We start from the raw sequence: 24,467 nt of genomic DNA, 5'->3' as shown, positions 1-24,467 counted from the left end.
CCCGCCAACCAAACGGATTTCATCCATCATACCCGAGGAGGAAGATTATTCATGGAACAGCTTCGCAAACAGGACCCCGAGCTGCTGGCAGCGATGGGGAAGGAACTGAAACGCCAGCAGCACAACATTGAGTTGATCGCGTCGGAAAACTTCGTAAGCCCCGCGGTTCTGGAAGCGATGGGCTCCGTGCTGACCAACAAATACGCCGAAGGGTATCCGGGCAACCGGTATTACGGCGGATGCGAATTCGTGGACGTGGTGGAAAACATCGCGCGCGAGCGGGCCAAGGAGATTTTCGGTGCCGAGCACGCCAACGTCCAGCCCCACTCGGGGGCCCAGGCCAATCTGGCCGTTTACCTGGCCGCGCTGAAGCCGGGCGACACCGTCCTCGGGATGAACCTGGCCCACGGCGGCCATCTGACGCACGGCAGCCCGGTCAACGCTTCGGGGCTTTTGTATAACTTCGTCGCTTACGGCGTCCGCGAGGATACGTTCCGCATCGACTACGACGAAGTCCGCAAGGCCGCCTTCAAGCACCGGCCCCGGCTCATCGTCGCCGGAGCCAGCGCATATCCGCGAATCATCGACTTTGAAGCATTTGCCAGCATTGCGCAGGACGTGGGCGCTCTGTTTATGGTCGATATGGCCCATATTGCCGGCCTCGTTGCTGCGGGCGTTCACCCGAACCCGGTCCCGCACGCCCAGTTCGTCACCACGACGACGCACAAAACGCTGCGCGGTCCGCGCGGCGGCATGATTCTGACGCGTAAAGCTTGGGCGAAGGAAATCGACAAGGCCATCTTCCCGGGCATCCAGGGCGGCCCGCTGGAGCACATCATCGCCGCCAAAGCGGTCTCCTTCGGGGAAGTGCTGAAGCCGGAATTCAAGACCTACGCCGAACAGGTCGTCAAAAATGCCAAGGTGCTGGCCGAGGAACTGGCTGCCGAAGGACTCAACATCATCTCCGGGGGCACGGACAACCACCTGATGCTCGTCGACCTGCGCAACATCGACATCACGGGCAAAGCCGCCCAGCACCTGCTCGACGAGGTGGGCGTCACGGTAAACAAGAACGCCATTCCGTTTGACCCGACGAGCCCGTTCGTCACGAGCGGCATCCGCATCGGCACGCCGGCTGTCACAAGCCGCGGCATGGACGAAGAAGCGATGAAGAAGATCGCCCGCATCATTGCCCTGACGCTGAGAAACCCGGAAGACAGCGCGGCGCTCGACAAGGCGCGCGGCTTGGTCGGCGAGCTGACCGAGCAATTCCCGCTTTACCCGGGCCTGAGCTATTAATGCTGAGGGGCGGCAGGCTCGGCGCCCGGTTTTCGGCTTTGCCGGCTCCCGCGGTTTCGCCGGATTCCGGCCGCTCCGCGCCCGCCCCCATGCAAGCCCTCTTTGCCGCCATTCGCGGCGAAGAGGGCTTTTTGCTGAAAAAACGATTGCTCCGCCCGCGCCCGGTTTCCTATAATGGATAAGATATGAAATTGGTTAAGGCAGGGATCGCCATGAAAAAAACGCTTCTCGCCTGGGCGGAAATCATCGGGAAGTTTGCGCTCTGGCTGCTTTTGATGTTCGCCATTCTGGTGGTGTTCGTGCTTCTGGCCGCTTTGTTTACCGGCGGGCTGACGTTTGACTCCGGCGGCACGCTGCCGCTGCCTATGCCGGAATGGGCCGTTATGCTTCTGCAAATCGCGGGCCAGCTTCTCGCCCTGTGGCTGCTGCTGCTGATGTTCGAGCGGAACCGGACGTGGCGGCTTGGCTTTGCGGATTCGCGCGCGGCGCTTCAGCTGCTGTACGGCATGCTGGCGGGCATCGCTTTGATCGGTGCGGCTTTTCTGCTGATCTGGGCCTTCGGCGGCTTGACGGTGACAGGCACGCATTTCGATCCGGATACGCTGCTTGACGTAGGCGGCTGGCTGATCGTTTTCGTCGGTGTGGCCGTAAACGAGGAGGCGCTGGCCCGAGGCTATCTGCAAGGCTTGTTCAAGGCGCGGATCGGCAGGTGGACGGGGATTATCGGGAGCTCGCTGCTGTTTGCCGCCATGCACCTCATGAACACGGGGATCGGAAGCTCCCCGGTTCCGCTGATCAACCTCTTTCTGGCGGGCGTCCTGCTCGGGCTCAGCCGGGAGAAAACGGGAAGCCTCTGGTTCCCGATCGGGTTTCATTTCACGTGGAACTTTTTTCAGGGGAACGTGTTCGGCTTCGCCGTTTCGGGCAATGACACCGCTTCGCTCATCGGCATCCGGGTGTCCGGCCCCGAATGGCTGTCGGGCGGCGTTTTCGGCGCGGAGGGGAGCCTGATCGGGCTTGCGGTTCTGGCCGCCGGCATCGCGTACTTTGCGCTTCGCCGTCCCCGGCATTTATAGGCTTCACGCTTTTGGAAAAGATTAAATGGGAACACTGTGCTATAATGAACAAAGTTTTGAGAACGGCCCGTCCCGCAACGCTGGCAGGAGGGCAAAAAAACGGTCGGCAGACCGTTCGGGAGGATAAGTATGGGCAAAGTATTTATTTGCGATCATCCGCTCATTCAGCACAAGCTGACGTACATCCGGGATGAGAACACGACAACGAAGGATTTCCGCGAGCTCGTCGACGAAGTGGCCACGCTGATGGCCTATGAAATTACGCGCAACATTCCGCTGGAGACGGTGACGGTCAAGACGCCGGTCGCCACGACGGAATCGAAAATTATTTCCGGGCGCATGCTCGGCCTGATTCCCATTCTGCGGGCGGGCCTCGGCATGGTCGACGGCATCCTGAAGCTGCTGCCGGCGGCGAAGGTCGGCCATATCGGCCTGTATCGCGACCCGGAGACGCTCCAGCCGGTCGAGTATTACACGAAGCTGCCGACGGACGTAACCGAGCGCGAGCTGATTGTCATCGACCCGATGCTGGCGACCGGCGGCTCCGCCAATGCGGCCATCGACGTGCTCAAAAAGCGCAACTGCACGCAGATCAAGCTGATGTGCCTGATCGCGGCGCCCGAAGGCGTGGCCGCGTTCCAGAAGGCGCATCCCGACGTGGACCTTTACGTGGCGGCGATCGACGACCATCTGAACGACCACGGCTATATCATCCCCGGCCTCGGCGACGCGGGCGACCGGCTGTTCGGCACGAAGTAACGAGGAGGAGGAGTTCCGTTGCAGCGACTCAAAGTGATGACCGTCTTCGGGACAAGGCCGGAAGCGATCAAAATGGCGCCGCTCGTGCTTGAGCTGCAGCGCCATCCGGAAGAAATCGAGCCGCTCGTTTGCCTGACCGCCCAGCACCGCCAGATGCTGGACCAGGTGATGGGAACGTTCGGCATTACGGCCGATTACGACCTGGACGTCATGAAAGACCGGCAGACGCTGGAGGAGGTCACCGTACGCGTGATTCAGGGGCTGGAGCCGGTATTCCGGGAAGCGAAGCCGGACATCGTGCTGGTTCACGGCGATACGCTCACGACGTTTCTGGCCAGCTACGCGGCGTTTCTCCAGCAGATCAAGGTCGGCCACGTGGAGGCCGGTCTGCGCACCTGGAACAAGCTTTCGCCGTACCCCGAGGAAATGAACCGGCAGCTGACCGGCGTTCTGGCGGACCTGCATTTTGCTCCGACCGGCTGGTCGGCGGGCAACCTGCTGAAGGAGAACAAGCCGGAGGAAGCCGTCTTCATCACCGGGAACACGATTACCGACGTCCCGGCCTATATGGTGAAGAAGGATTACGCCCATCCCGTGCTGGAATGGGCGAAAGGCAAGCGGCTGGTTCTGCTGACGGCGCACCGGCGCGAATCGCAGGGCGAGCCGCACCGCAACATCTTCCGCGCGGTCAAGCGGATCGCCGATGAATACGAGGACATCGCCGTCGTCTACCCGATGCACCTCAGTCCGGCCGTACGCGAACCGGCTCGGGAAATTCTGGGCGATCATCCGCGGATTCGTCTGATTGAACCCCTGGACGTGATGGACATGTACAATTTTTACCCGCACACGCACCTGATCCTGACTGATTCGGGCGGGCTGCAGGAAGAAGCGCCGTCCTTCGGCGTGCCGGTGCTCGTGCTGCGCGACACGACCGAACGCCCCGAGGGGGTCGAGGCGGGCACGCTGGAGCTGGTCGGCACCCGGGAGGATGCGGTATACGACCGGACCCGCGCGCTGCTCACCGACGAAGAGCTGTACCGGCGGATGAGCCGGGCGGCCAACCCGTACGGAGACGGCCGGGCGTCGCAGCGGATAGCAGCGGCCATCAAGTATCATTTTGGCTTATCGGCGGAGCGGCCGGAGCCGTTCGTTCCGGCGAACTAAAAGACAGAAGAGACCTTGTCGAAGGAAGGCGTTTTTTCCGGCAAGGTCTCTTTTCGCTTATCATACGGCGGTTTCCGGGGATGTATAGGGGTGCCAAAAGATACAGAGACTAGGTCTATTATACCATTACCCCAATTTTGTCAATGATCTCGCTCACATTGGAAACGGTCGCATGACGAACAAACGCTCACAAGTCCTTGCTGTATAAGGGTTTTTGATTGTTGCTTCACATAAAATTCTTTTTTGGTCGAATTGACACTCGTTCATGAATTCACTACAATGAATAAGAATTGCGAAGGCAGTCTATCCGAATCACTTCCGCCTGCAACCGCTTCATGGCAAGAGGAGGGAGCCCTTTGGACAACAAGAAACCGGATGCCGACAACCCTTGGCGGGCCGCTGGACTGGTGGGCGCGCTCGGGCTGGAGGTAGCCGTTTTTGCTCTTTTGGGGTACTGGGGAGGGCGTTCGATCCGCGATTGGACCGGCGGTTCGAACGGCTGGATTGCCGGAGGGGTTCTGCTCGGCCTCGCTTTGGGGCTGACGGGAGCCTTTCTGACGGTCAAGAAAATCCTGGAGGATTCGAATGGATGATTTGAAAAGCTTGATGATGCGGATCTACCGTTTGGGATGTCTGCTCCTTGCGGCATGCCTCCTAGCCTGGGCGTTTCTGCCGGAAGCGCGGCCTGCGGCGGCGGGACTTGCCTTGGGAATAGCGGGCAGTCTGTTTAACGGATGGCATCTTTCCAGGCGCACGTTCCAGGTAGTGGATCGGGCACTAGAAAACACGGGGAAGCAAGCCGGTCTAAACTTTGTCGCGCGATGCTGCACGGCCATACTGGTGATTATGGTGGCTCTTAACGAGCCGTCCGTGCAATTGGAGACAGCGGTGATCGGTCTGATGTTCCAGCCGCTTACGGCTTTGACGCTGGGGCTTCTCTCCGTTTTTCATAAGTAACACTACGCGCATGACCGGGAAAGGAGGGAACAAAAACGAATGCATGAATTTCCTATGGTGGAGTTTCTCGGACTGGAGTGGGATATTTCCGCGCTCATCGCGATCTTGGTATCCTGCGTGATAGTTTTTGTGATAGCACGGTTGGCCACAAGGAAATTGTCGGTCGACAATCCGTCCAAGATGCAAAATTTTCTGGAATGGGTCGTTGAGTTCGTCCAAGGAATTGTCTCGAGTTCCATGCCTTTGAAGAAAGGCAAGCCCTACATTGCGCTTGGCATGACGCTGATCATGTTTATCTTTGTCAGCAACCTGCTGGGGCTTCCGCTCACGATCGTGACGGATGTTCACGAGCCGCTGCCTGCTCTCGGCATATCGGCCGAAGAATTTCACCAAGCCCACGAGGCCGGAAAGCATCTGGCGCTGGCCTGGTGGAAATCGCCGACGGCGGACCTCTCGGTTACGGCGGGCCTTGCCCTTATTGTCTTTGCCGTGATCCACTTCAGCGGACTGAAGAAAAACCGCAAACATTACCTGAAGCACTTTGTCGAACCTTACCCGGTATTCCTGCCCCTTAACCTGATCGAAAACATCTTTCATCCGGTTACGCTGGCGCTTCGTCTTTACGCCAATATCCTGGCGGGCGAGGTGCTGATCTCGACCATTCTGGGCATCACCTGGTTCGGGCTTCCGCTATTGGCGGTTTGGCAAGGGTTCAGTATTTTTGTCGGCGCCATTCAGGCCTTCCTGTTTACGATGCTGACGATGGTTTACATAGGCCGGGCCACCGTTCATGAGGAACATTAATGCAAAGGTTTTTTCTCATCCGAACGATCCGCCGTCCTGTTATGGCAGGACACCCGACGGGTTTATCGGTATGAGCACCAATAGAAACAAAAGCAACAAATTCAGCCAACTTTGAGGAGGAAACGAACAATGGGAGTATGGGCATATCTGGCGGCTGCAATCGCGGTCGGTCTTGGCGCGATCGGCGCCGGTTTTGGTAACGGGATGATCGTAAGCAAGACGGTGGAAGCTATTTCCCGCCAGCCGGAAGCGCGCGGCGTCCTGCAAACGACGATGTTTATCGGCGTCGGTATCGTCGAAGTCGTGCCGATCATGGCCGTTGTCCTGGCCTTCATGTTCTATGGTGGGGCCTGATCGTTACACCTATCAGCAACTGACGAATGGCGGGGAAGGCTTAAGCCGTCCGCGCCTTCGTTTTAGTCCCGCCAAAGAGAAGCAGCTTGAAGGGAGGGCAATTCATGGAGATTAATATTACATCGACGGCTGTCGCGATTGTTTCATTCCTGATCTTGTACTGGCTGCTGAACCGCTATGCGTTCGGGCCGCTGTTCTCCGTCATGGAAAAACGCCGTGAGCAGGTGAAGAGCGAGCTGGAGACCGCAGAGCGCAACCGCGTCCAGAGCGTTCAATATATGGAAGAGCAGAAGCAGGCGATCGAAGCGGCTCGCCAGGAAGCCTACGGCATTATCGAGCAGGCCAAGAAAACAGGCGCCCGCCAGCAGGAAGAAATCGTCGAAGCGGCACGCGCGGAGGCAAACCGCCTGAAGAAAGACGCGATCGAGAACATCGAAAGCGAGAAGAACAAAGCGGTTGCCGCCTTAAAAGGACAGGTCAGCGCCATGTCCGTCATGATCGCTTCCAAGATCATCGAAAAGCAAATCGACGAGAAAACGCAACAGGAACTGGTTGACCAATACCTGAACGAGGTAGGGGAGAAATCATGAGCCGGGATATCGCCGCCGTTAAACGTTATGCCCGGGCTTTGTTCGAGGTAGCGCGCGAGCAGGGAAGCGTAGCCGAGGTGGAGGCCGATTTGAAGCTTGTGGCCGATACGGTTCGGGAAAGCGCCGAGCTGCGCACCGCTCTGGACCATCCGGCTTTGTCGTCGGAAGCGAAAAAGAGCATCATTGGTACGGTCTTTGGCGGCAAGGTTCAAGTTGCCGTTTTCAACACGCTGCGCCTGTTGGTGGACCGCCGGAGAGAAGGAATCATTCCTTATCTGCTGGAGGATTACATCCGCGTCGTCAATGCCGAGCTCGGCCGGGCTGACGCGGTGGTGACGACTCCTGTCCCGCTTGCACCGGAAGAAGCCGTCCGGATCGCGGAGCGCTTTGGCAAACTGACCGGCAAAACCGTCCGCGTAACCAGCGTCGTCGATCCCGGATTGATCGGCGGCCTTCAGGTGCGGATCGGAGACCGGCTTTACGACGGCAGCTTGTCCGGCAAGCTCGCCCGTCTGCAAAAATCGTTGACCGGCTCTCAAGCACAGTAGATAGGGGTGACCATCCTTTGAGTATCAGACCGGAAGAAATCAGTACGCTGATCAAAAGTCAAATTGAACAATACAGCACCGACATGCAGGTTTACGAGGTGGGCACGGTCATCACGGTCGGGGACGGCATCGCCCGCGCGCACGGCCTGGAAAACTGTATGGCCGGCGAGCTGCTGGAATTTTCCAACGGCGTCATGGGCATGGCCCAGAACCTGGAGGAAAGCAACGTCGGGATTATCATCCTCGGCCCGTACACCGAAATCCGCGAAGGCGACCAGGTGCGCCGGACCGGCCGCATCATGCAGGTCCCGGTAGGCGACGCCCTGCTCGGCCGCGTGGTCAACCCGCTGGGTCAGCCGGTGGACGGCAAAGGCCCCATCGCCACGACCGAAACCCGCAACATCGAATCTCCGGCACCCGGCGTCATGGCGCGGAAATCCGTCCATGAACCGATGCAAACCGGGATCAAGGCGATCGACTCGATGATTCCGATCGGCCGCGGCCAACGGGAGCTCATCATCGGCGACCGCCAAACCGGTAAAACGGCGATCGCCATCGACACGATCATCAACCAAAAGGGCAACGGCGTAAAATGCATTTACGTCGCCATCGGCCAAAAGCAATCCACGGTCGCCAACGTCGTGGAGACCCTTCGCCGCAACGGCGCGCTGGACTATACGATCATCGTCACGGCGAGCGCGTCCGAGCCGTCTCCGCTTTTGTACCTGGCGCCGTATGCCGGCTGCTCGATGGGCGAATTCTTCATGTACCGGGGCGAGCACGTTCTGGTCATTTACGACGACTTGTCCAAGCAAGCCGCCGCATACCGCGAGCTTTCCCTGCTGCTCCGCCGTCCTCCGGGCCGGGAAGCTTACCCGGGCGACGTTTTCTATCTGCACTCCCGTCTTCTGGAACGGGCGGCCAAGCTCAGCGACGAGCTGGGCGGCGGCTCGATGACCGCATTGCCTTTTATTGAAACCCAGGCGGGCGACGTATCGGCTTACATACCGACCAACGTCATCTCCATTACCGACGGACAGGTGTTCCTGGAGGCCGACCTCTTCTACTCCGGCCAACGGCCCGCCATCAACGTCGGGATTTCCGTATCCCGGGTCGGCAGCTCCGCACAGATCAAGGCGATGAAGAAGGTTGCCGGCACCCTGAAGCTGGACCTGGCCCAATACCGCGAGCTGCAGGCGTTTTCCCAGTTCGGCTCCGATCTGGACCGCTCCACCCAGGCCCGCCTGAACCGCGGCGCCCGGCTGATGGAAGTGCTCAAGCAGGGCGTCAACCAGCCCCTTCCGGTCGAAAAGCAGGTCGTCAGCCTTTACACGGCGACCAAAGGCTATCTCGATGAAGTTCCGCTGGAGGACATCCGGCGCTTCGAGGAGGAATTCCTGGCCTTCGTGGAAACGAGCCACACGGAGATCCTGGCTTCGATCCGCGACACCAAAGACCTGACGGCGGACAACGAGCAGGCGCTCAAAAACGCGATCGAGCAATTCCGCAAAGGCTTTGCCGCATCGCGCTAAAAGCGAAAGGTTTGAGGTGAGAGTATGGCCAAGGGAATGCGCGACATCAAACGACAGATCAAAAGCGTTCAAAATACAAAGCAAATCACCAAAGCGATGGAGATGGTCGCCGCCGCCAAGCTGCGCAAAGCGCAGCAAAAAGCGGAAGCGTCCCGTCCCTATGCGGACAAAATCCGTGAAATGGTGGCCCATATCGCCGCAGCGGGAACCGAAGTCAAGCATCCGATCCTGCTGAAGCGCGAAGTCAAAAAAACCGGCTATCTGGTCATGACATCCGACCGGGGGCTGGCGGGCGGCTTTAACTCCAACCTGCTGCGCAAAACCCAGCAGATCATCCGGGAACGGCACACGTCGCCGGACGAATACACGCTTCTCGTGGTCGGACGCAAAGGACGGGACTTCTTCCGCCGCCGCAAGTATCCGATTCTCGACGAGATTACCGGGCTGCCCGATTCGCCGGCGTTTTCCGATATCAAGGCGCTTGCCTCGGCTGCGGTCAAAAACTTCGAGGACGGCTCGTATGACGAGCTGTACCTCGTGTACAACCGCTTTGACAACGCGATTACGCAAACGCCGGTGGAGCGGAAGCTTCTGCCTTTGGATGACTTTGAAGGCGAGAAATCCTCCACGGACTACGAATACGAGCCGTCGGCGGAAGGCGTCCTGTCGGTGCTGCTGCCGAAATACGCGGAAACCTTGATCTACAGCGCGCTTCTGGAAAGCAAGGCCAGCGAGTTCGGCGCAAAAATGACCGCCATGGGCAGCGCGACCAAAAACGCCACCAAAATGATCAACAGTCTGACGCTGACCTATAACCGGGCCCGCCAGGCGGCGATCACGCAGGAAATTACCGAGATTGTCGCAGGCGCGAACTCGCAGGCCTGACGAAAGTCCGGCGTTTGCCGGGCAACCGGCTTCCGCCAAGATGATGCCAGCTTTTTAGGAGGGAATAGCATGAACAAAGGACGCGTCTTTCAGGTGACCGGGCCCGTCGTCGACATCGAGTTCGAGCGCGGTCAGCTGCCCGATATTTTGAATGCCATCACCATCGAGAAAAAGGCCGAAGCGCCGGGGGAATCCGACTTGAAGCTGACGGTCGAAGTGGCGGTCCATCTCGGCGACAATGCCGTCCGCTGCATCGCGATGTCGAGCACCGACGGTCTGGTGCGCGGCATGGAAGCGATCGACACGGGCGCCCCGATTTCGGTTCCGGTCGGTCCGGCTACGCTGAGCCGGGTTTTCAACGTGCTCGGCGATACGATCGACAACAAAGGACCGGCCGACCGCAGCAAAGTGAGCGTCATCCACAAACCGGCCCCTAACTTCGAGGAACTGATGCCGACCCAGGAAATTCTGGAAACCGGCATTAAAGTCATCGACCTGCTCGCCCCTTATCCCAAAGGCGGCAAGATCGGCCTGTTCGGCGGCGCGGGCGTCGGCAAAACCGTAACCATGCAAGAGCTGATCCACAACATCGCCCAGGAGCACGGCGGGATTTCCGTCTTTGCGGGCGTCGGCGAACGGACCCGGGAAGGAAACGACCTGTTCCAGGAAATGACCGAATCCGGTGTTATCGAAAAAACGGCGATGGTCTTCGGCCAAATGAATGAGCCGCCCGGAGCGCGCCTGCGCGTCGCTCTGACCGGTCTGACAATGGCGGAATATTTCCGCGACGAGGAAAACCGGGACGTGCTGCTCTTCATCGATAACATTTTCCGGTTTACGCAAGCCGGCTCCGAAGTATCGGCCCTGCTTGGCCGGATGCCTTCGGCGGTAGGTTACCAGCCGACGCTGGCGACGGAAATGGGCCAGCTGCAGGAACGGATCACCACGACCAGACAAGGCTCCGTTACTTCGATCCAGGCCATTTACGTTCCCGCCGACGACTACACCGACCCGGCTCCGGCAACGGCGTTTGCCCACTTGGACGCCACCACCAACCTGGACCGCGGCATTGCGGCGATCGGGATCTTCCCGGCGGTCGACCCGCTGGCTTCCAGCTCCCGCATTCTTTCGCCCGACGTTGTCGGACAGGAGCACTATGAAGTGGCCCAAGGGGTTAAGCAAATTTTGCAGCGGTACAAGGAGCTTCAGGACATCATCGCCATTCTGGGGATGGATGAGCTGAGCGACGAAGATAAAGTGACGGTTTTCCGCGCAAGAAAAATCCAAAATTTCCTTTCCCAGCCGCTGCACGTGGCGGAGCAGTTCAACAACATGCCCGGCATTTACGTACCGGTTAAAGAAACGGTCCGCAGCTTCAAGGAGCTTTTGGAAGGCAAATACGACGATTTGCCGGAAGCGGCTTTCCATAACGTAGGCGCCATTGAAGACGCGGTGGAGAAAGCGAAATTGATGTAAGCCGGCAAGGCGCGTTTTCCGTCCGTAAGCGGCGGGAAACGCGGCCGTACGGTCAGGAGGGTGCAGCGTGAGTACATTTAAACTCGAAATTGTGACCCCGGAGCGGAAAGTATACGATCAGGAAGCCGAAATGGTCGTGGTGGAAGGCTCGGAGGGCCAATTGGGCATACTCCCCAACCACATTCCTTTGCTGACCTCTCTCCGGATCGGAGCCGTTCGGATCAAGCGGAACGGTACCGAAGAGGAAGTCGCCGTGAGCGGCGGGTTTCTGGAAGTCCGCAAGGACAAGGTGGTCATCCTTGCCGAAGCCGCAGAGCTCCCGGAGGACATCGACCTGGAGCGCGCGGAAGAGGCGAAGAGACGGGCGGAAAGCAAGCTGCTGCACCGCGACGAATACGACCATATTCGTGCAGAGCTGGCGCTGAAGCGGGCCATGAACCGCATCAGCGTGGCCATGCACAGAAGGCAGCAGTAGCAAAAAAGCGAAGGAGTTTGTCCTTCGCTTTTTTTATTGTTTTGTTATAATGAGGAAGATTGCTCTTATTCTTTCTGAACGGAATAGAAAGGCGGGCGAGCACGATGGGGCAAGACCTCGCCGGCAAGCTGTCCGATCCGGCTGGCTACCTGTTTCTTTTGTTCTCAACGCTGTCCATCCTCGGGGGGATGGGCATGCTTTATGCCGATAAAACGGGGCGCGCCGTCGCGTTTGCCGCCGTTTCGTTTCTCAGCCTGGCGGGCTTGTTCGCGCTTCTGGGGTCGCCCGGCGCGGCTGCCGCGCAGACCCTGTTTGCCTTGTTCGCCGCTTTTCTGGCGGTGTTTTATCTGTCCGTCGGCAAACCGGCGGAGGAAGCCCGAGGCCGTTTTCGCCTCCTGCCGGCAACGGGAGCCGGGATAGCGGCGGCGGTGCTATTGGGAGCGGTCTGGCTGGCGGTCCGGCAGGCGGACTTTTCCCGCCGGCCCCGAACGGAAGGGAACCCGGGCGATCAAGCCGGACTGCTGCTTCAAAGCGATTACGGGCCGGTTGCCGTGCTCGCCGGGCTGCTGCTGCTGGTCGCCCTGGCCGGAGCGCTCTATGTGGCGGGGTCGCGAAGGGGGAAGGACAAATGACTCCTTCGCTGACCGCTTATTTGCTGTTGTCCGCCATTTTGTTCTGCCTGGGCCTTTTTGGCGCGCTGTTGAAACGGAACCGGGTGGTCGTTATGCTTTCCCTGCAGTTCATGCTGGGGGCGGCCAGCCTGGCGTTCGTCGCCTTTTCCAGGTGGGGCGTCCAGCCCTCCGGGACAGGCCGCATATTCGCCGTGCTTGTGGCGGTAACGGGAAGTGCGCAAGCGTTGGCGGCGACCGCTCTGTTTTTTGCGCTAGCCGGGCGCGCGGGGAAAGAAGATAACCAAGCCTAGAGCGGGGGAGGTCCGATGCCATGCTGCCTGATCTAACTGCATACGCATGGATCGCGCCCGGCTTTCTGCTGCTCGCCTGCCTGGTTTTGGCCGCGGTCGACCGGAGAGCCGGGAAAGCAGGAGCGGCGGCGGCGCTCACAGGAGCCGGAGGCTCTCTGCTTATGGCCCTGACTCTTGCAGCCGGAAGAGCGGGCGGGGGCGCATCCGCCTACACGTGGAGCGATATGGCCTGGCTGTCGGCCGGAGAAACCGGCCTGACGCTGGGCTTTGAAGTTACGGGGCTCGTCTCCGTTTGCCTGCTGGCCATCGCCGCGGTCGCTTTCGCCTTTACCCTGATTGCCCTTCGCGTCTACCGGCAGGAAGCGCGAAGAAATTCGGTTCTCGGCTATTTTTCGCTTTTTGCGTTTGCGCTGGAAATGGCGGTTTTGTCGCCGAACCTCGTGCAGCTTTACCTGTTTTGGGAGCTGGCGGGCGCTGCTCTCTTTCTTTTGCTCGGGTTTCTTTCCCGAGCCGGCGGCCGTGCCGAGGCCAAATGGATCGTGTTGGCCGACCGCGCGGGAGGCGCGGGCCTTTTGGCGGCAGTTTTGGTTTTGTACGGGGTCATGCCGGCCGGACAGCTGGATTTTGTCGCCATTGGCAACCGCCTCGTCAACGAGCCGGCCGCCGGACCGGAATGGATGGCCTGGACGGGCGGTTTGCTGCTGCTCTGCGCTCTGGGCAGGACAAGCGTGCTTTTGTTTTGTTTCGGCGGATTGCACAGCCGGCCGGAAGCCGCCTTCCAGAAGGGCGCTTCCTCCGAAAAAGCGGCGTCCTGGCTGACCGGCGCGCTTGCCGGCTTTGCGGCGGTCTTCCTTGTTCTGCGGCTGCAGCCGGTTTGGCGGGCCTGGAGCCAGGGCGGCGAGGCGCTTGCCGCAGCCGCGGCGCTGGCGGCGGTTGCGGCGGGAGCGCGGGCGCTCCTGGCCCGGCGCGCCGGCTGCGCGGAAACGCCGGTTGGCGAGGCGGGAGAGGCGGAGGAGCTGCAGCCGGCCGAACCGGCGGATACCCGGCAGGGAGCCGCAGCCGCGCTGCTGGACGGCTTCGACCGCAGGGTGCTGGGGGGAATTGCCGGCATGGCCGCGCAAGCGCCGGACCGGCTGGCCCGTCTGGGCCATCGGCTGCTGCGGCAATCCCCGCAGATGCTTCGCCTGCTTCTGATTTTGACGCTTGTGCTGCTTGCGGCGGCCGTAACGGGAAGGAGATGGCTGTATGGGGGCTGATTGGCCGCTTCTTACCCTATTGGTATTCTCGCCGCTTGCCGGGCTTCCGTTTCTGCTTTTGACCCCGGAAAGCGATGCCCGGCTGCTGAAGCAGATCGGGGCCGTCTCGGCCGGTGTGCCGCTGGCGTTTGTCTGCTGGCTGCTTGTCCGGTTCAATCCGTATCCGGGAACGCCGCAGTTCACGGAGTACGCTCCCTGGATCCGCATCCCGTTAAACCGCGAGCTTTTGGGAGCGGGGGCCGATTCGTTTACACTTGCGCTGGATTACCGCCTTTCCGTGGACGGCCTGTCGCTTCCGCTGGTCATCCTGACCGCGCTGGTCATGACAGCCGCCGCCTTTTCCGCCTTCTCGCTGAAAAAACGGCGCAAGCTGTTCTATCTGCTTTTTCTGCTGCTGGAGACGGCTCTGCTCGGCCTTTGGCTGGCCCGCGACCTGTTTTTGTTTTTTGTCTGCCTGCAAGGGCTGCTGGTTTTACTTTTTCTTCTGTCCGCCGTCTGGGGAGGGCATGAACGGGAGCGGAGCGCCCTCGGAAGGCTGGCGGCCGCCGGGATGGGGACGGGCCTCCTGCTCATCGCATTTCTGATTCTGCTCACCACGGCGGGAGCTTCGCCTTCTTTGGACGGCGCCGGGCTCGTCTACAGCGGAAATCTGAACGCGCTTCTGCAAAACCTGCACGAGAACCCGCTCTCTTACGCCAATCTGCAGGACGGCAGTCCGTTTTCTTTAACGGAGCCGATGAAAAACGCCCTCTTTTTTCTCCTGCTCGGCGGGTTTGGGCTGTTGACGCCCTTGCTGCCGTTTCATACCGGCTTGCGGCGCCTCGGCAGGGACGCTTCTACGGCTGTTCTGATCCTTCAGACCGCCCTGCTTCCGGCCGCGGCGGCTTACGGCTTTATCCGTTTCGGCCTGGAGCTGCTGCCGGAGCAGACCGTCCGCTGGGCGCCGCTCCTCGCCCTGCTCGGCGCCGCCCAATTGATTTATGGCTCCGCCCTGGCTTTGGCGCAAACGGAGCTCCGCCCGTTTCTCTGCTGCTTCGCCTTCGGCCAGACGGGGATCGTCTGGCTGGGCTTCTCGGCGGTAAATCAAAACGGCCTGACCGGCGCGGTGTTCCACTCGGTGTCGTTCGGTCTGATCGCTGCGCTTTTGTTTGTCCTGGCGGGCTTCCTGGAGGAGCGAATGGGCCCGCTGACGCTTGAGCGCTTAAGCGGCTTGCCGGGTTCGCTTCCGTTCACCGGCGGCATCCTGCTGCTCGCCGGCTTTGCCGCCATGGGCGCGCCTGGGCTCGCCGGGTTTCCCGGGCGGCTGCTGACGCTGCTCGGGCTGTCCGGCGGCCCGCCGGGAGAGGGGCGGCTTACGGCGGCCGCCCTGGCGGGAGCGGCGGGGCTTCTGCTCGCGGCGGCGGCGATGCTGCGGGCCGCCGGCAAGCTCGCCTTTGCCCGGAGAAGAACGCCCGGGCCGCCGTCTCCGGCATGGCGGGACGCCGACTTCACCGAAGCGGCGCCGATGATCGCGCTGGCGGCGCTGATCGTGCTGCTGGGCCTTTACCCCGCCATCCTGCAAAACATCCTGGAACCGGCGGCGACCGGAATAACGCAGCTGCTGGAACAGACGGCGCAGAAAGGCGGGTGATGGAGCGTTGTCCTGGAACGATCTGATATTGTGGAGTCCGGAAGCGGCGCTTGCCGGGGGCATCCTGCTCCTGCTCGCGCTGGAAATCTTTTTGCCCCGGCACGTAAACCGGGCGCCGTCCGGCTGGCTGGCCGTCCTTCTGCTTCTGCTCGCCGCCGGGTGCGCCGTCTTTTTGCTGACGCCGTCCGCTCCTTCCGCTGCCCCGGATCAGGCGCTGCGGACGGACGGCTTCTCGGGCGCCGTCAAGCCGCTTTTGTTGGGCGGGGCCGCCATTGCCGCGTTTCTTCAGCTGACGGCCGCAAAGGCGGGGGAGCGCCCGAGGTCGGTCTTGTTTTTCGTCTTTTTGCTGGCCGTGTCCCTGGGCATGGCGGTGACGGTATCGGCCGTCGACTTGATTCCGCTTTTCCTTGGCCTGGAGCTGACGGGGCTGGCTGCGGTCTTTCTGGTCGGCTTGCGCGCCGCAGGACGGGACACCTTCGCCTATTGGGTCGGGCATGCGATTTCCTCGGCGCTCCTTTTGTACGGGATGGCCTTGCTGTACGGCGTATCCGGTTCTACCCGGCTTTCCGCCGTCCGCAGCGCCATCCGGACCGCCGACGCTTCCTGGAACGGCTTGCTGTATGCGGCGCTTTTTCTGCTCCTGGCCGGGTTTGCGTTCCGGCTGACGGCCGTGCCCTTCCGGCGTCCGGAGGCAGCGCCGGAAGAAGAGCCGGTTCCGTCCGCCGCGCTGCTGACTCTGCTGCCGCCCGTCGCCTTCGCCGCCGCGCTTTTTCGCTTCATCGGCGGCGCATATGCCGCCCTCCCGGCTTCCGCGGGAGGCCCGCTTTCGGAGGACGCGCTTCTGGCCGTCCGCCTGCTCGCGGGCGGGTTCATGCTGGCGGGCGGTCTGCTTGCGCTGCGGCAAAAAAACGCGAAGCGGCTGCTCGCCGCCCTGTGGGCCGCTCACAGCGGTTTCCTCCTGGCGGCGGCGGGCACCGGGTTTACCGTCACAGGCGCATCCTCTTTTGGCGCTTTTGCGTATGAATTGGCCGCGACGCTTCCCGCCTTTTTCGGGCTGTATGCCGCCTTGGCCGTCCTGGAGCGGAGCGGCGGGAGCGAACTGAGCGCTTTTGCCGGGCTCTACCACCGGGCGCCCGTTCTGACCGCCGCGTTGACCGTGCTGCTTCTGTCCTTGGCCGGTTTGCCGCCGACAGGCGGGTTTTTCGGCCGCTGGTTTCTGCTCTTCGGCGCCGTGCAGAACAAACTCTACGCGACCGCAGCCGTCGTGTCCGCCGCCGGCGTTCTCGTGCTGGTTGCCGCGGTTTCGTTTATCCGCCAGATGTTTTTGCGGAGCGGAACGGACCGGCCGGGCGGCTTTCCCGCGCCGATTTCAGGGATCATCTTCTGCTGTGCGGCCGTTACGCTGGCGCTAGGTTTGTACCCCCAGGCGGTTTTGAAAATTGTGCAAACAATTTTTTCGTTCGGCATGGATTTCTTCTAGCGATCATGCTATTCTTGTTTACATGGGTTTGCGCGCCTGTTTCCAGTAACGCTACGGTTCCATGACACCTCATGGAACTCGTGCAGCGTCCGAACGACGCCGAAGATCATGCATGTCCGGGCAGCCATCCGCTGCCCTTTTTTGTTCCGGCCAACAGGTAAATTTAAACAGTCGATAGAAGGAGGGGGTAAGCGGCGATATGGGAAAGGTGCATCGAGCCGTACTGCTGGTGTTGTCCGCCGTTTGCCTCCTGTTCGCAACTTCCCCCGGTGCAACGCCGTCTTTACATACAACGGCCCGGAGCGGGAACTCTCCGGGTCTTTCTTGGATTATGGAATGGAAAACGGACCCTCCGGCCGCTTTCCGGGAGGAAAGCGTGACGGAGCGCGAATATTCCGATTCGCTCGTCACCGTGTCGCGGCCCAAGCCGGGTACGGACGAAGAAGCCTGGCTGGAACGCTGGAGCGGTCCGGAGTGGACCGAATCGGTGCAGCCGAACCAGCGGTACCGGGTGGCCGGCATTCCGAACGACCCGATGCTGAGCCACCAGAATTATCTGGATGACATTCATGCGCCCGAAGCGTGGGAGCGGTCGACCGGAAAAGGCGTGGTCGTGGCGGTTGTGGACACCGGGGTCGAGCTGAACCATCCCGACCTCGCAGGCTCGCTTGTGAAGGGGATCAACCTGGTTGATCCGGGGGCGCCGCCCGAAGACGACAACGGGCACGGAACCAACGTCGCCGGCGTTATCGCGGCCAGCGCCAACAATGAAAAAGGAATTGCCGGCATCGCCTGGGATGCCAAAGTAATGCCGATCAAAGCACTGGAAGCCGACGGCACCGGCGATGAAGACCGGCTTGGCGAAGGGATCCGCTACGCCGTAAACCAGGGCGCGGACATTGTCGTGCTGTCGCTGGGCTTGAACAAGCCGTCCAGCTACATGGAGTCGGTGGTGGAATACGCCGAAAGCAAAGGCGTTCTGCTCGTCGCCGCATCGGGCAACGAGGGAAAGGAAGTCAAGTACCCCGCAGCGTTCCCGACCGTCGTCGCCGTAGGGGGGATGATGAGCGACCGCACGCGGGCTTCCCTGGCCAACTATGGACAGGAGCTGGACCTGCTCGCCCCTTGGAACGTATTTACGGCGGCGCGCAACGGGAGCTATCATTTCAGCGGGGGGACGTCGCTGGCCGCCCCGCAGGCCGCCGCAACGGCGGCGCTGGTACTGAGCGTCAACCCGGGTCTGAAGCCGTACGAGGTGCGCACCCTGCTACGCCAGACGGCGCAGGGGATCGGCATGGGGAACGGAGAATGGGACCCGGAAACGGGGTACGGCCTCCTGCGCGCCGACCGGGCGGTGGCTGCCGCCCTGACCCAGGCGGGGAAGCCCGCCGACGGACAAAGCCGGCGGGAGAAAGCGCCCGCCCTGCCGCTGAACAAACAGACGGACGGCTCGTGGCCGGCGGGTGCCAGGGAAATCTGGTACAGCGTTCATGCGCCTTATGACGGATATGTGGCCCTATCCCTCTCGCCGGCCCGTTCCTATACAGGCGGCTATGTCGAAGTTTATAGCGCCGGAACGGCGCTTTTGGCCCGCCAGACATTGAACGGAACCGGCCAAACGGGCATCGTAGTCAAAAAGGGCTACAATTTTTTGCGGTTTATACCGATGACGGAAATAAAGCCTGCAACGGTCTATCACCTGACGGCCAAGTTCCGGATGGAAAAGGACCCTTACGAAGACAATGATGCGGATTATAAAGCCTATACCTTGGCGACCCGCAATCACAGTCTGACGGCCTCATTTCATAAAACGGGTGACGAGGACTGGTATTCCCTGAAGGTGGACCGTCCCGGAAAGCTGAGCGTACGGGTGTCCACCGATTCTCCCCGCATCGACCCGACCCTGATGGTGAGAAGAGCGGAAGAAACCGGGCTTGTGATCGACCGGCACAACGAAGGAGAAACCGAGCGGCTGGACGATCTCGAAATCAAGCCGGGGCTCTACTACATCCGGGTGGGCAGCGTGGAGCGGTCGGATGATCCGCCTGCGGGCGAATATACGCTGCGGGTGGAGCTGGAGAGCAACGACCCCGATCCGGGAGAGCCGAACGACAAGGCATACGAAGCCACCGAAATGAAGCCCGGGCATATGTACAGCGGAACGCTCGGGACATCCGGCGATGTCGACTGGTTCCGCTTCCGGCTTGCCGAGGCGACCGACGTACGCCTGGTGCTGACCGGGGCGGCAAACGCGCCGGCGTTCGGCTTTACGCTTGCGGACGATTCGCTTCGAACGCTGGAACATTCCGTTCCGGCCTCCGCGAGCGGCGGCGCCTCAAAGCGCCGGTCGGAGTGTCAGGTCCGCCTGGACCCCGGCGTTTATTATGTCCGGCTCCAGGCGGGCTCCGGCCAGAGCGGCGGCGCGTATATGCTCCAGCTCCAGGTGCCGGAATGAGCCGGACGCCGGACGGAGAACCGTTAGGAAAGGAAGAGTGTCTTGAACGAAGCGGATTCGTTTTCCCGGTATCTGGCGGTCTCCGCCTTAACGTCGATCGGCATCTCTCTGGTCTGCATTTGTCTGGCCTGGGTAGCGCTGCAGCAGTTTCGCTTCGACCTGTTTCTGAAGCAGCCGCGTTCCTTTGCGGCGCGCCTGCTCCAGGCGATGCTGGCGGTCGCGCTCGGCTACGGCGTCGCCCAATTTATTACCAGCTATATCACCTGGTCCTCCGGGCTGAAAGGCTTTTTTTGACCGCCTCGGCGGAGGCGCCGAACTGCATAACATGGACCGCGTTAGATCAAAATTTGTATAAGCTTCTTTTTTCGAAACAACTAGCAAATGAGGCTGCGATCATGATGAGAAAACCGATTCAGAACGACAACAACAAACCCCGGAGGGCTGCCGCATGAGCAAAATAATCGTCCGCGGAGGCCGTGCGCTGACAGGGGAAGTCAAAATCAAAGGCGCCAAAAACGCCGTTCTGCCGATCTTGGCGGCCACCCTGCTTGCGTCCGAGGGAGAAAGCGTAATCCGGGAAGTCCCGGCGTTGGATGATGTCCTGACCATTAACCGGGTGGTGGAAAGCCTGGGGGCGTCGATCGAGTACCGTTTTGAAACCGTTCGCGTAAACGCGGAGCGCCTGACCACGCCCGAGGCGGCGCCCGACCTGGTCCGCCGGATGCGGGCTTCCTTTCTGGTGCTCGGCCCGCTTCTGGCCCGTTTGGGGTGCGCGCGCATTGCCCTGCCGGGCGGCTGCGCCATCGGGACTCGGCCGATCGACCAGCATTTGAAAGGGTTTGAAGCCATGGGCGCCACCATCGAGGTCGGCCAGGGCTACATCGAGGTAAGAGCCGAAGGAAGACTGAAGGGCGCCAAGATCTACCTGGACGTAGCCAGCGTCGGCGCTACTGAAAACATCATGCTCGCAGCCAGTCTTGCCGAAGGAACGACCTACATTGAAAATGCCGCCATGGAACCGGAAATCGTCGATTTGGCGAATTTCCTCGGCGCGATGGGCGCGAAGGTGCGCGGTGCGGGAACCGGCACCATCCGCATTGACGGAGTGGAGAAGCTCGCCGGGGCCGAGCATACCGTAATTCCGGACCGGATCGAGGCGGGCACGTATATGATCGCGGCAGCGGCTACCCGCGGCGACGTTCGGGTGGAAGGCGCGATTGCCGACCATTTGCGTCCGCTCATTTCCAAGCTGAGGGAAATGGGGGCGGTGGTGGAGGAGGACGATAACGGCGTTCGCGTGAAGGCGGAGGGACGCCTGAAAGCCGTCGACATCAAGACCCTTCCGCATCCCGGCTTTCCGACCGATCTGCAGGCGCAAATGATGGCGCTTCTGCTGAGCGCGGACGGAACAGGACTCGTGACCGAAACCATTTTTGAAAACCGCTTTATGCATGTCGAAGCGTTCCGCACCATGGGCGCGGACATCGGGGTGGAAGGCCGCACGGCGGTCGTGAACGGCGGAGCTGCACTGACAGGCGGCGCACCGCTTCGGGCCACCGACCTGCGGGCGGGCGCGGCGCTGATCATCGCGGCTTTGACGGCCGAAGGGGCTTCCGAAGTGACCGATGTGTATCACATCGACCGGGGTTACGTAGACATCGTGAAAAACCTGCATGCGCTGGGAGCCGACATCAGCCGGCTGGAGCCGCAGGAGGCGGCGGAAACGCACAAAAGCGAGACGGCCCGGGCCGCCATTGCCAAAAACGTCTTCCAGGCTCACCCGAGCCTTGCCTGAAGGGGCCTTTTTTATCCACTTTTTGCGATTCCAATCGAGCAGTGCGCCGGGCGCCTGCTCTTTTTGGCTTGTGACAATCATATGACATCCTGCACTGGTGATTCCGGACGGCAGGGGAGTATAATCAAACTGGACAATCATCGGCTTGTAAAGTAGGTGCGCTTATGGCGTTAGCCCCAAACGAATCCGGGGAAAAGACCCGTCCGTGGAGCGGGCTCGACTCCTTTATTTTTCTTCTGCGGACCATCTGGTTTGCCGCCGGCGTGGTGGTCCTGATCCAAAACAACCTGACGGGCTGGCAGGATGCGCTCTTTTTTGTGTGGTTCTGCTTGTCTTATCTCATTCCCCAGCTGCTTTTCCGTCCCGGTCTGATCCGTCCGCTGTGGTACGCGGCCACGGAGCTTGCGGTGACCGGCGGCTTGTTTGTGTATGCGTCGGCGCATTACGACGGGGGCAGCGTCTATAAATTTTTGTATCTCCCGCTTTCGGTCGGGTACCTGACAGGCCGCAAAGGCTTGAAAACGGCGGGACCGGCGGTAGTCGTCCTGATTCCGCTGCTCGCGTTAAGATTTGGCAAAGGGGACGTGCCGCCGCTTGGGCAGCTGTTCGATTTTTTCGCGTACTACCTTGCTTTTTACGGGCTCGGAGTGGCGCTTAATCTGCTCGTTTCCGCGCATGAACGGGCCAAGGAGCTGCTGGAGGTCATTGGAGAAAAGAATGCCGTGCTGGAGCAGTATGCCCGGCAGGTCGAGAACCTGACGCTGCACGAGGAGCGAAGCCGTATGGCGCGGGAGCTGCATGACACGGTGGGGCATACCTTTACGTCCGTGATCATCGGGATGGACGCGGTGCGCTACCAGATCGACACGGCGCCGGAGGAAGCGAAGGAAAGCCTGCGGGAGCTGCTGGCTGTCACCCGGCAGGGGCTGGACGATACCCGGCGAAGCATACACCAAATGGCGGAAGACGCCGGAGAGAGCCTGGGGCTGGCGCTGGAACGGATGGCGGCGGAATTCGCCCGGCATACGGGGACGGACGTGAACGTAGAGGTGGAAGGCGAGGAGACGCCGCTTCCGCAATCGGCGCGGCTTGCGCTGATTCGCTGCCTGCAGGAATCGCTCACCAACGCCAAGCGGCACGGCAAAGCGTCGCTGGTCGACGTCCGGCTGACCTTCAAGACGGAAGGGCTCGAGCTTTCCATCTTCGACAACGGGGAAGGGTCGGATGACATTTCTCCCGGCTTCGGCCTGAAGGCGATGAAGGAGCGGCTGTCCGCCTGCGGAGGCTGGCTGACGCTGCATTCCGCCGCCGGCATGGGCACCCGGGTCGTCTGTTCGGTGCCGAACGCCCCGCAGGCCTGGCCTGAGCCGCCGGCCCAAGCCCGGAAAGCCTGACGCCCGCGCGCGAACGGAATAGAGGAAAAGGAGGAAAATCGCGTTGAACGAAACCGAATGCATTACGCTGGCGATCGTTGAAGACCAGGAGCTGATCCGCAAGAGCCTGAAGATCGTTCTCGGCATGGAGCCGGGATTTCGCGTCTCGTGGCTGGCCGAGAACGGCAGCAAAGCGCTGGAGGAATGCGAAACCGATCCGCCTGACGTGATTCTTATGGACATCAAAATGCCGGTCATGGACGGCGTTGAGGCAACCCGTCTGCTGAAGGCGCGGTGGCCGGAGATCAAGGTGATCATCCTGACTACGTTCGAGGAGGTGGAGCTGGTTCTGGACGCGCTCACCTCCGGGGCGGAAGGATATTTGCTGAAGGCAATGGACCCGAAAGACCTGGCATCGGGGATTCGCCATGTATACCGGGGCGAAACCTTGATCCCGCAGCACATGGCCAAGGAGATCTTCGCCCGAAGCACGCAAACCGCCGCCAAAACCGGAAGCGAGGAAACGGCGGCCAAAAATGATTACGGCCTCAGTGAACGGGAGCTTCAGGTTTTGCGCGGGCTTTCGGACGGCCTGTCCAACCGCGAAATCAGCGCCAAGCTCTTCATATCGGAGGGAACGGTCCGCAATTACATCAGCTCGGTTTATTCCAAAATGGACGTGCGCAACCGCGCGGAAGCGGCACGCAAGGCGATGGAAAGCAAGTGGATTCGTGACAGTCTGCATGACAACCGGCACTAACGCCGTATGACGAATCGGGGGTAGAATGAAGCCATCCGATAAAACCGACAGGGAGGTTGCCCCTCGTGTACGATAACGATCACCGCGCACCGCATTACTCGGAATTTCCGCACTACCGTCCGCCGTCTCCCCACAAGCAGAAAAGCTCGGCTGCCGCCGTCCTCTTTTCGGTGTTTGTGCCCGGAACCGGACACTACTACCTGGGCCTGATGAAACGCGGGTCCGCGTTCATCATGGGGCTTGTGCTGGACATCGTCCTCCTGTGCCTCATCGTGGCCAACCGGAACGACATGATCTCGCCCAAGCTTTATGTGCCGATGGTGGTGTTCGTGGCTCTGCTGCTGCCGTTCCTGTACATTTACTGCATCTTTGATGCCGCCCACCGGACGGGGATGGTCAATCGGGCGAAGGAGGACCCCCTCCTCGAATTCGGCCTTGACGACCTTCCGGTTCGCCCGCAGCTTATGGGGGGCGCCCTGATCCTGGTAGGCGCTGCGCTGTTCGTGTTCCAAATGGCCCCCTATTGGTTGGTGGACCTGTTCCGGGATTTCGGGGGAACCATCATCGCCCTCCTGCTCATCGGGGGCGGAGGATGGATCATTTACCGGATGAAATAAAGACCCGGGCGCAAAACGTCGGCCCGGGCGAAACGAAACGCATATTCTTTGGAAGACCCCGTCGGGGTCTTCAGGCTGTTTAGAAAGTCTCGGTCGGCATTTTTTGTGCAAATGGGCAGCGGGCGCGAATGGCCCAATAACCGGAGGGTTTCGCACTTGCAGCGTGGACGGGAAGTGCAAAAGAGCAACTAATCTGAGCATTTTAGCCTATTATCGCAGTAGACTTGCAAAAAAACTTACATGGTGCCTGTAAGAGG

General features: G+C 60.8%; 25 protein-coding genes. All 25 read left to right on the top strand.

The features are described from left to right. The first annotated feature begins 51 nt into the window (after positions 1 to 51). The 25 genes from glyA (at position 52) to AC6I6H_RS14445 (ending at position 24,210) form a co-directional block, all read left to right on the top strand. On the top strand, positions 52 to 1,299 hold the full coding sequence (gene glyA / locus AC6I6H_RS14565) for a serine hydroxymethyltransferase (RefSeq protein ID WP_497954619.1): 1,248 nt from the start codon (positions 52 to 54) through the stop codon (positions 1,297 to 1,299). Positions 1,300 to 1,511: 212 nt separating this feature from the next. After that, on the top strand, positions 1,512 to 2,375 hold the full coding sequence (locus AC6I6H_RS14560; RefSeq protein WP_497954618.1) for a CPBP family intramembrane glutamic endopeptidase: 864 nt from the start codon (positions 1,512 to 1,514) through the stop codon (positions 2,373 to 2,375). A 129-nt stretch (positions 2,376 to 2,504) separates the two neighbouring features. Next, positions 2,505 to 3,134 carry a uracil phosphoribosyltransferase gene (upp, locus tag AC6I6H_RS14555; RefSeq protein WP_497954617.1) on the top strand — a complete coding sequence of 210 codons (630 nt, stop codon included), beginning with the start codon at positions 2,505 to 2,507 and terminating at the stop codon, positions 3,132 to 3,134. Positions 3,135 to 3,152: 18 nt separating this feature from the next. Further along, the gene (wecB, locus tag AC6I6H_RS14550) at positions 3,153 to 4,301 is read left to right on the top strand and encodes a non-hydrolyzing UDP-N-acetylglucosamine 2-epimerase (RefSeq protein ID WP_497954616.1); all 1,149 of its coding nucleotides are present in this window, start codon (positions 3,153 to 3,155) and stop codon (positions 4,299 to 4,301) included. A 356-nt stretch (positions 4,302 to 4,657) separates the two neighbouring features. Continuing rightward, positions 4,658 to 4,894, top strand: a complete 237-nt coding sequence (locus AC6I6H_RS14545) for a hypothetical protein (protein ID WP_497954615.1) — start codon at positions 4,658 to 4,660, stop codon at positions 4,892 to 4,894. Next, positions 4,887 to 5,258 carry an ATP synthase subunit I gene (locus AC6I6H_RS14540; protein WP_497954614.1) on the top strand — a complete coding sequence of 124 codons (372 nt, stop codon included), beginning with the start codon at positions 4,887 to 4,889 and terminating at the stop codon, positions 5,256 to 5,258. The genes AC6I6H_RS14545 and AC6I6H_RS14540 overlap by 8 nt, the downstream gene beginning before the upstream one ends. A gap of 39 nt (positions 5,259 to 5,297) precedes the next feature. Further along, positions 5,298 to 6,062, top strand: coding sequence for a F0F1 ATP synthase subunit A (atpB, locus tag AC6I6H_RS14535; RefSeq protein WP_497954612.1), 765 nt, complete (start codon positions 5,298 to 5,300; stop codon positions 6,060 to 6,062). A 129-nt stretch (positions 6,063 to 6,191) separates the two neighbouring features. Continuing rightward, the gene (gene atpE / locus AC6I6H_RS14530; protein WP_497954611.1) at positions 6,192 to 6,416 is read left to right on the top strand and encodes a F0F1 ATP synthase subunit C; all 225 of its coding nucleotides are present in this window, start codon (positions 6,192 to 6,194) and stop codon (positions 6,414 to 6,416) included. A gap of 104 nt (positions 6,417 to 6,520) precedes the next feature. After that, entirely contained in the window at positions 6,521 to 7,006 is a 486-nt protein-coding gene (atpF, locus tag AC6I6H_RS14525) for a F0F1 ATP synthase subunit B (protein ID WP_497954610.1), read from the top strand. After that, positions 7,003 to 7,554: a F0F1 ATP synthase subunit delta gene (locus AC6I6H_RS14520; protein WP_497954609.1), complete on the top strand. Its 552-nt coding sequence runs from the start codon at positions 7,003 to 7,005 to the stop codon at positions 7,552 to 7,554. Before atpF ends, AC6I6H_RS14520 begins: the two co-directional genes overlap by 4 nt. A gap of 17 nt (positions 7,555 to 7,571) precedes the next feature. Then, positions 7,572 to 9,086 (top strand): F0F1 ATP synthase subunit alpha, encoded by a 1,515-nt coding sequence (atpA, locus tag AC6I6H_RS14515; protein WP_497954608.1) that lies wholly within the window; start codon positions 7,572 to 7,574, stop codon positions 9,084 to 9,086. A 24-nt stretch (positions 9,087 to 9,110) separates the two neighbouring features. Then, positions 9,111 to 9,971, top strand: coding sequence for an ATP synthase F1 subunit gamma (atpG, locus tag AC6I6H_RS14510; RefSeq protein ID WP_497954607.1), 861 nt, complete (start codon positions 9,111 to 9,113; stop codon positions 9,969 to 9,971). A 69-nt stretch (positions 9,972 to 10,040) separates the two neighbouring features. After that, positions 10,041 to 11,447, top strand: coding sequence for a F0F1 ATP synthase subunit beta (gene atpD, locus AC6I6H_RS14505; RefSeq protein WP_497954606.1), 1,407 nt, complete (start codon positions 10,041 to 10,043; stop codon positions 11,445 to 11,447). 67 nt (positions 11,448 to 11,514) lie between these two features. Beyond that, entirely contained in the window at positions 11,515 to 11,922 is a 408-nt protein-coding gene (locus AC6I6H_RS14500) for a F0F1 ATP synthase subunit epsilon (protein ID WP_497954605.1), read from the top strand. 104 nt (positions 11,923 to 12,026) lie between these two features. Beyond that, on the top strand, positions 12,027 to 12,554 hold the full coding sequence (locus tag AC6I6H_RS14495) for an NADH-quinone oxidoreductase subunit J (RefSeq protein WP_497954604.1): 528 nt from the start codon (positions 12,027 to 12,029) through the stop codon (positions 12,552 to 12,554). After that, the gene (locus AC6I6H_RS14490) at positions 12,551 to 12,844 is read left to right on the top strand and encodes an NADH-quinone oxidoreductase subunit K (protein ID WP_497954603.1); all 294 of its coding nucleotides are present in this window, start codon (positions 12,551 to 12,553) and stop codon (positions 12,842 to 12,844) included. The genes AC6I6H_RS14495 and AC6I6H_RS14490 overlap by 4 nt, the downstream gene beginning before the upstream one ends. A 20-nt stretch (positions 12,845 to 12,864) precedes the next feature. Next, on the top strand, positions 12,865 to 14,100 hold the full coding sequence (locus AC6I6H_RS14485; protein ID WP_497954602.1) for a proton-conducting transporter transmembrane domain-containing protein: 1,236 nt from the start codon (positions 12,865 to 12,867) through the stop codon (positions 14,098 to 14,100). Next, the gene (locus AC6I6H_RS14480; RefSeq protein ID WP_497954601.1) at positions 14,090 to 15,730 is read left to right on the top strand and encodes an NADH-quinone oxidoreductase subunit M; all 1,641 of its coding nucleotides are present in this window, start codon (positions 14,090 to 14,092) and stop codon (positions 15,728 to 15,730) included. The genes AC6I6H_RS14485 and AC6I6H_RS14480 overlap by 11 nt, the downstream gene beginning before the upstream one ends. A gap of 7 nt (positions 15,731 to 15,737) precedes the next feature. Further along, complete coding sequence (locus tag AC6I6H_RS14475; protein WP_497954600.1) at positions 15,738 to 17,210, top strand: NADH-quinone oxidoreductase subunit N; 1,473 nt, start codon at positions 15,738 to 15,740, stop codon at positions 17,208 to 17,210. Positions 17,211 to 17,586: 376 nt separating this feature from the next. Next, a complete protein-coding gene (locus AC6I6H_RS14470; protein ID WP_497954599.1) occupies positions 17,587 to 19,665 on the top strand; it encodes a S8 family serine peptidase in 2,079 nt (692 codons plus the stop codon). Between the two features lie 42 nt (positions 19,666 to 19,707). Further along, on the top strand, positions 19,708 to 19,959 hold the full coding sequence (locus AC6I6H_RS14465) for a DUF1146 domain-containing protein (RefSeq protein ID WP_497954598.1): 252 nt from the start codon (positions 19,708 to 19,710) through the stop codon (positions 19,957 to 19,959). Positions 19,960 to 20,113: 154 nt separating this feature from the next. Next, positions 20,114 to 21,460 carry a UDP-N-acetylglucosamine 1-carboxyvinyltransferase gene (gene murA, locus AC6I6H_RS14460; protein WP_497954597.1) on the top strand — a complete coding sequence of 449 codons (1,347 nt, stop codon included), beginning with the start codon at positions 20,114 to 20,116 and terminating at the stop codon, positions 21,458 to 21,460. 164 nt (positions 21,461 to 21,624) lie between these two features. Next, on the top strand, positions 21,625 to 22,854 hold the full coding sequence (locus AC6I6H_RS14455; protein WP_497954596.1) for a sensor histidine kinase: 1,230 nt from the start codon (positions 21,625 to 21,627) through the stop codon (positions 22,852 to 22,854). 43 nt (positions 22,855 to 22,897) lie between these two features. Further along, positions 22,898 to 23,593: a response regulator gene (locus AC6I6H_RS14450; RefSeq protein ID WP_497954595.1), complete on the top strand. Its 696-nt coding sequence runs from the start codon at positions 22,898 to 22,900 to the stop codon at positions 23,591 to 23,593. A gap of 65 nt (positions 23,594 to 23,658) precedes the next feature. Further along, entirely contained in the window at positions 23,659 to 24,210 is a 552-nt protein-coding gene (locus tag AC6I6H_RS14445) for a hypothetical protein (RefSeq protein ID WP_497954594.1), read from the top strand. Positions 24,211 to 24,467 lie beyond the last annotated feature (257 nt).

This window comes from Gorillibacterium sp. sgz306347, from assembly GCF_059735245.1.
This window is presented reverse-complemented; position numbering and strand designations above follow the sequence as displayed.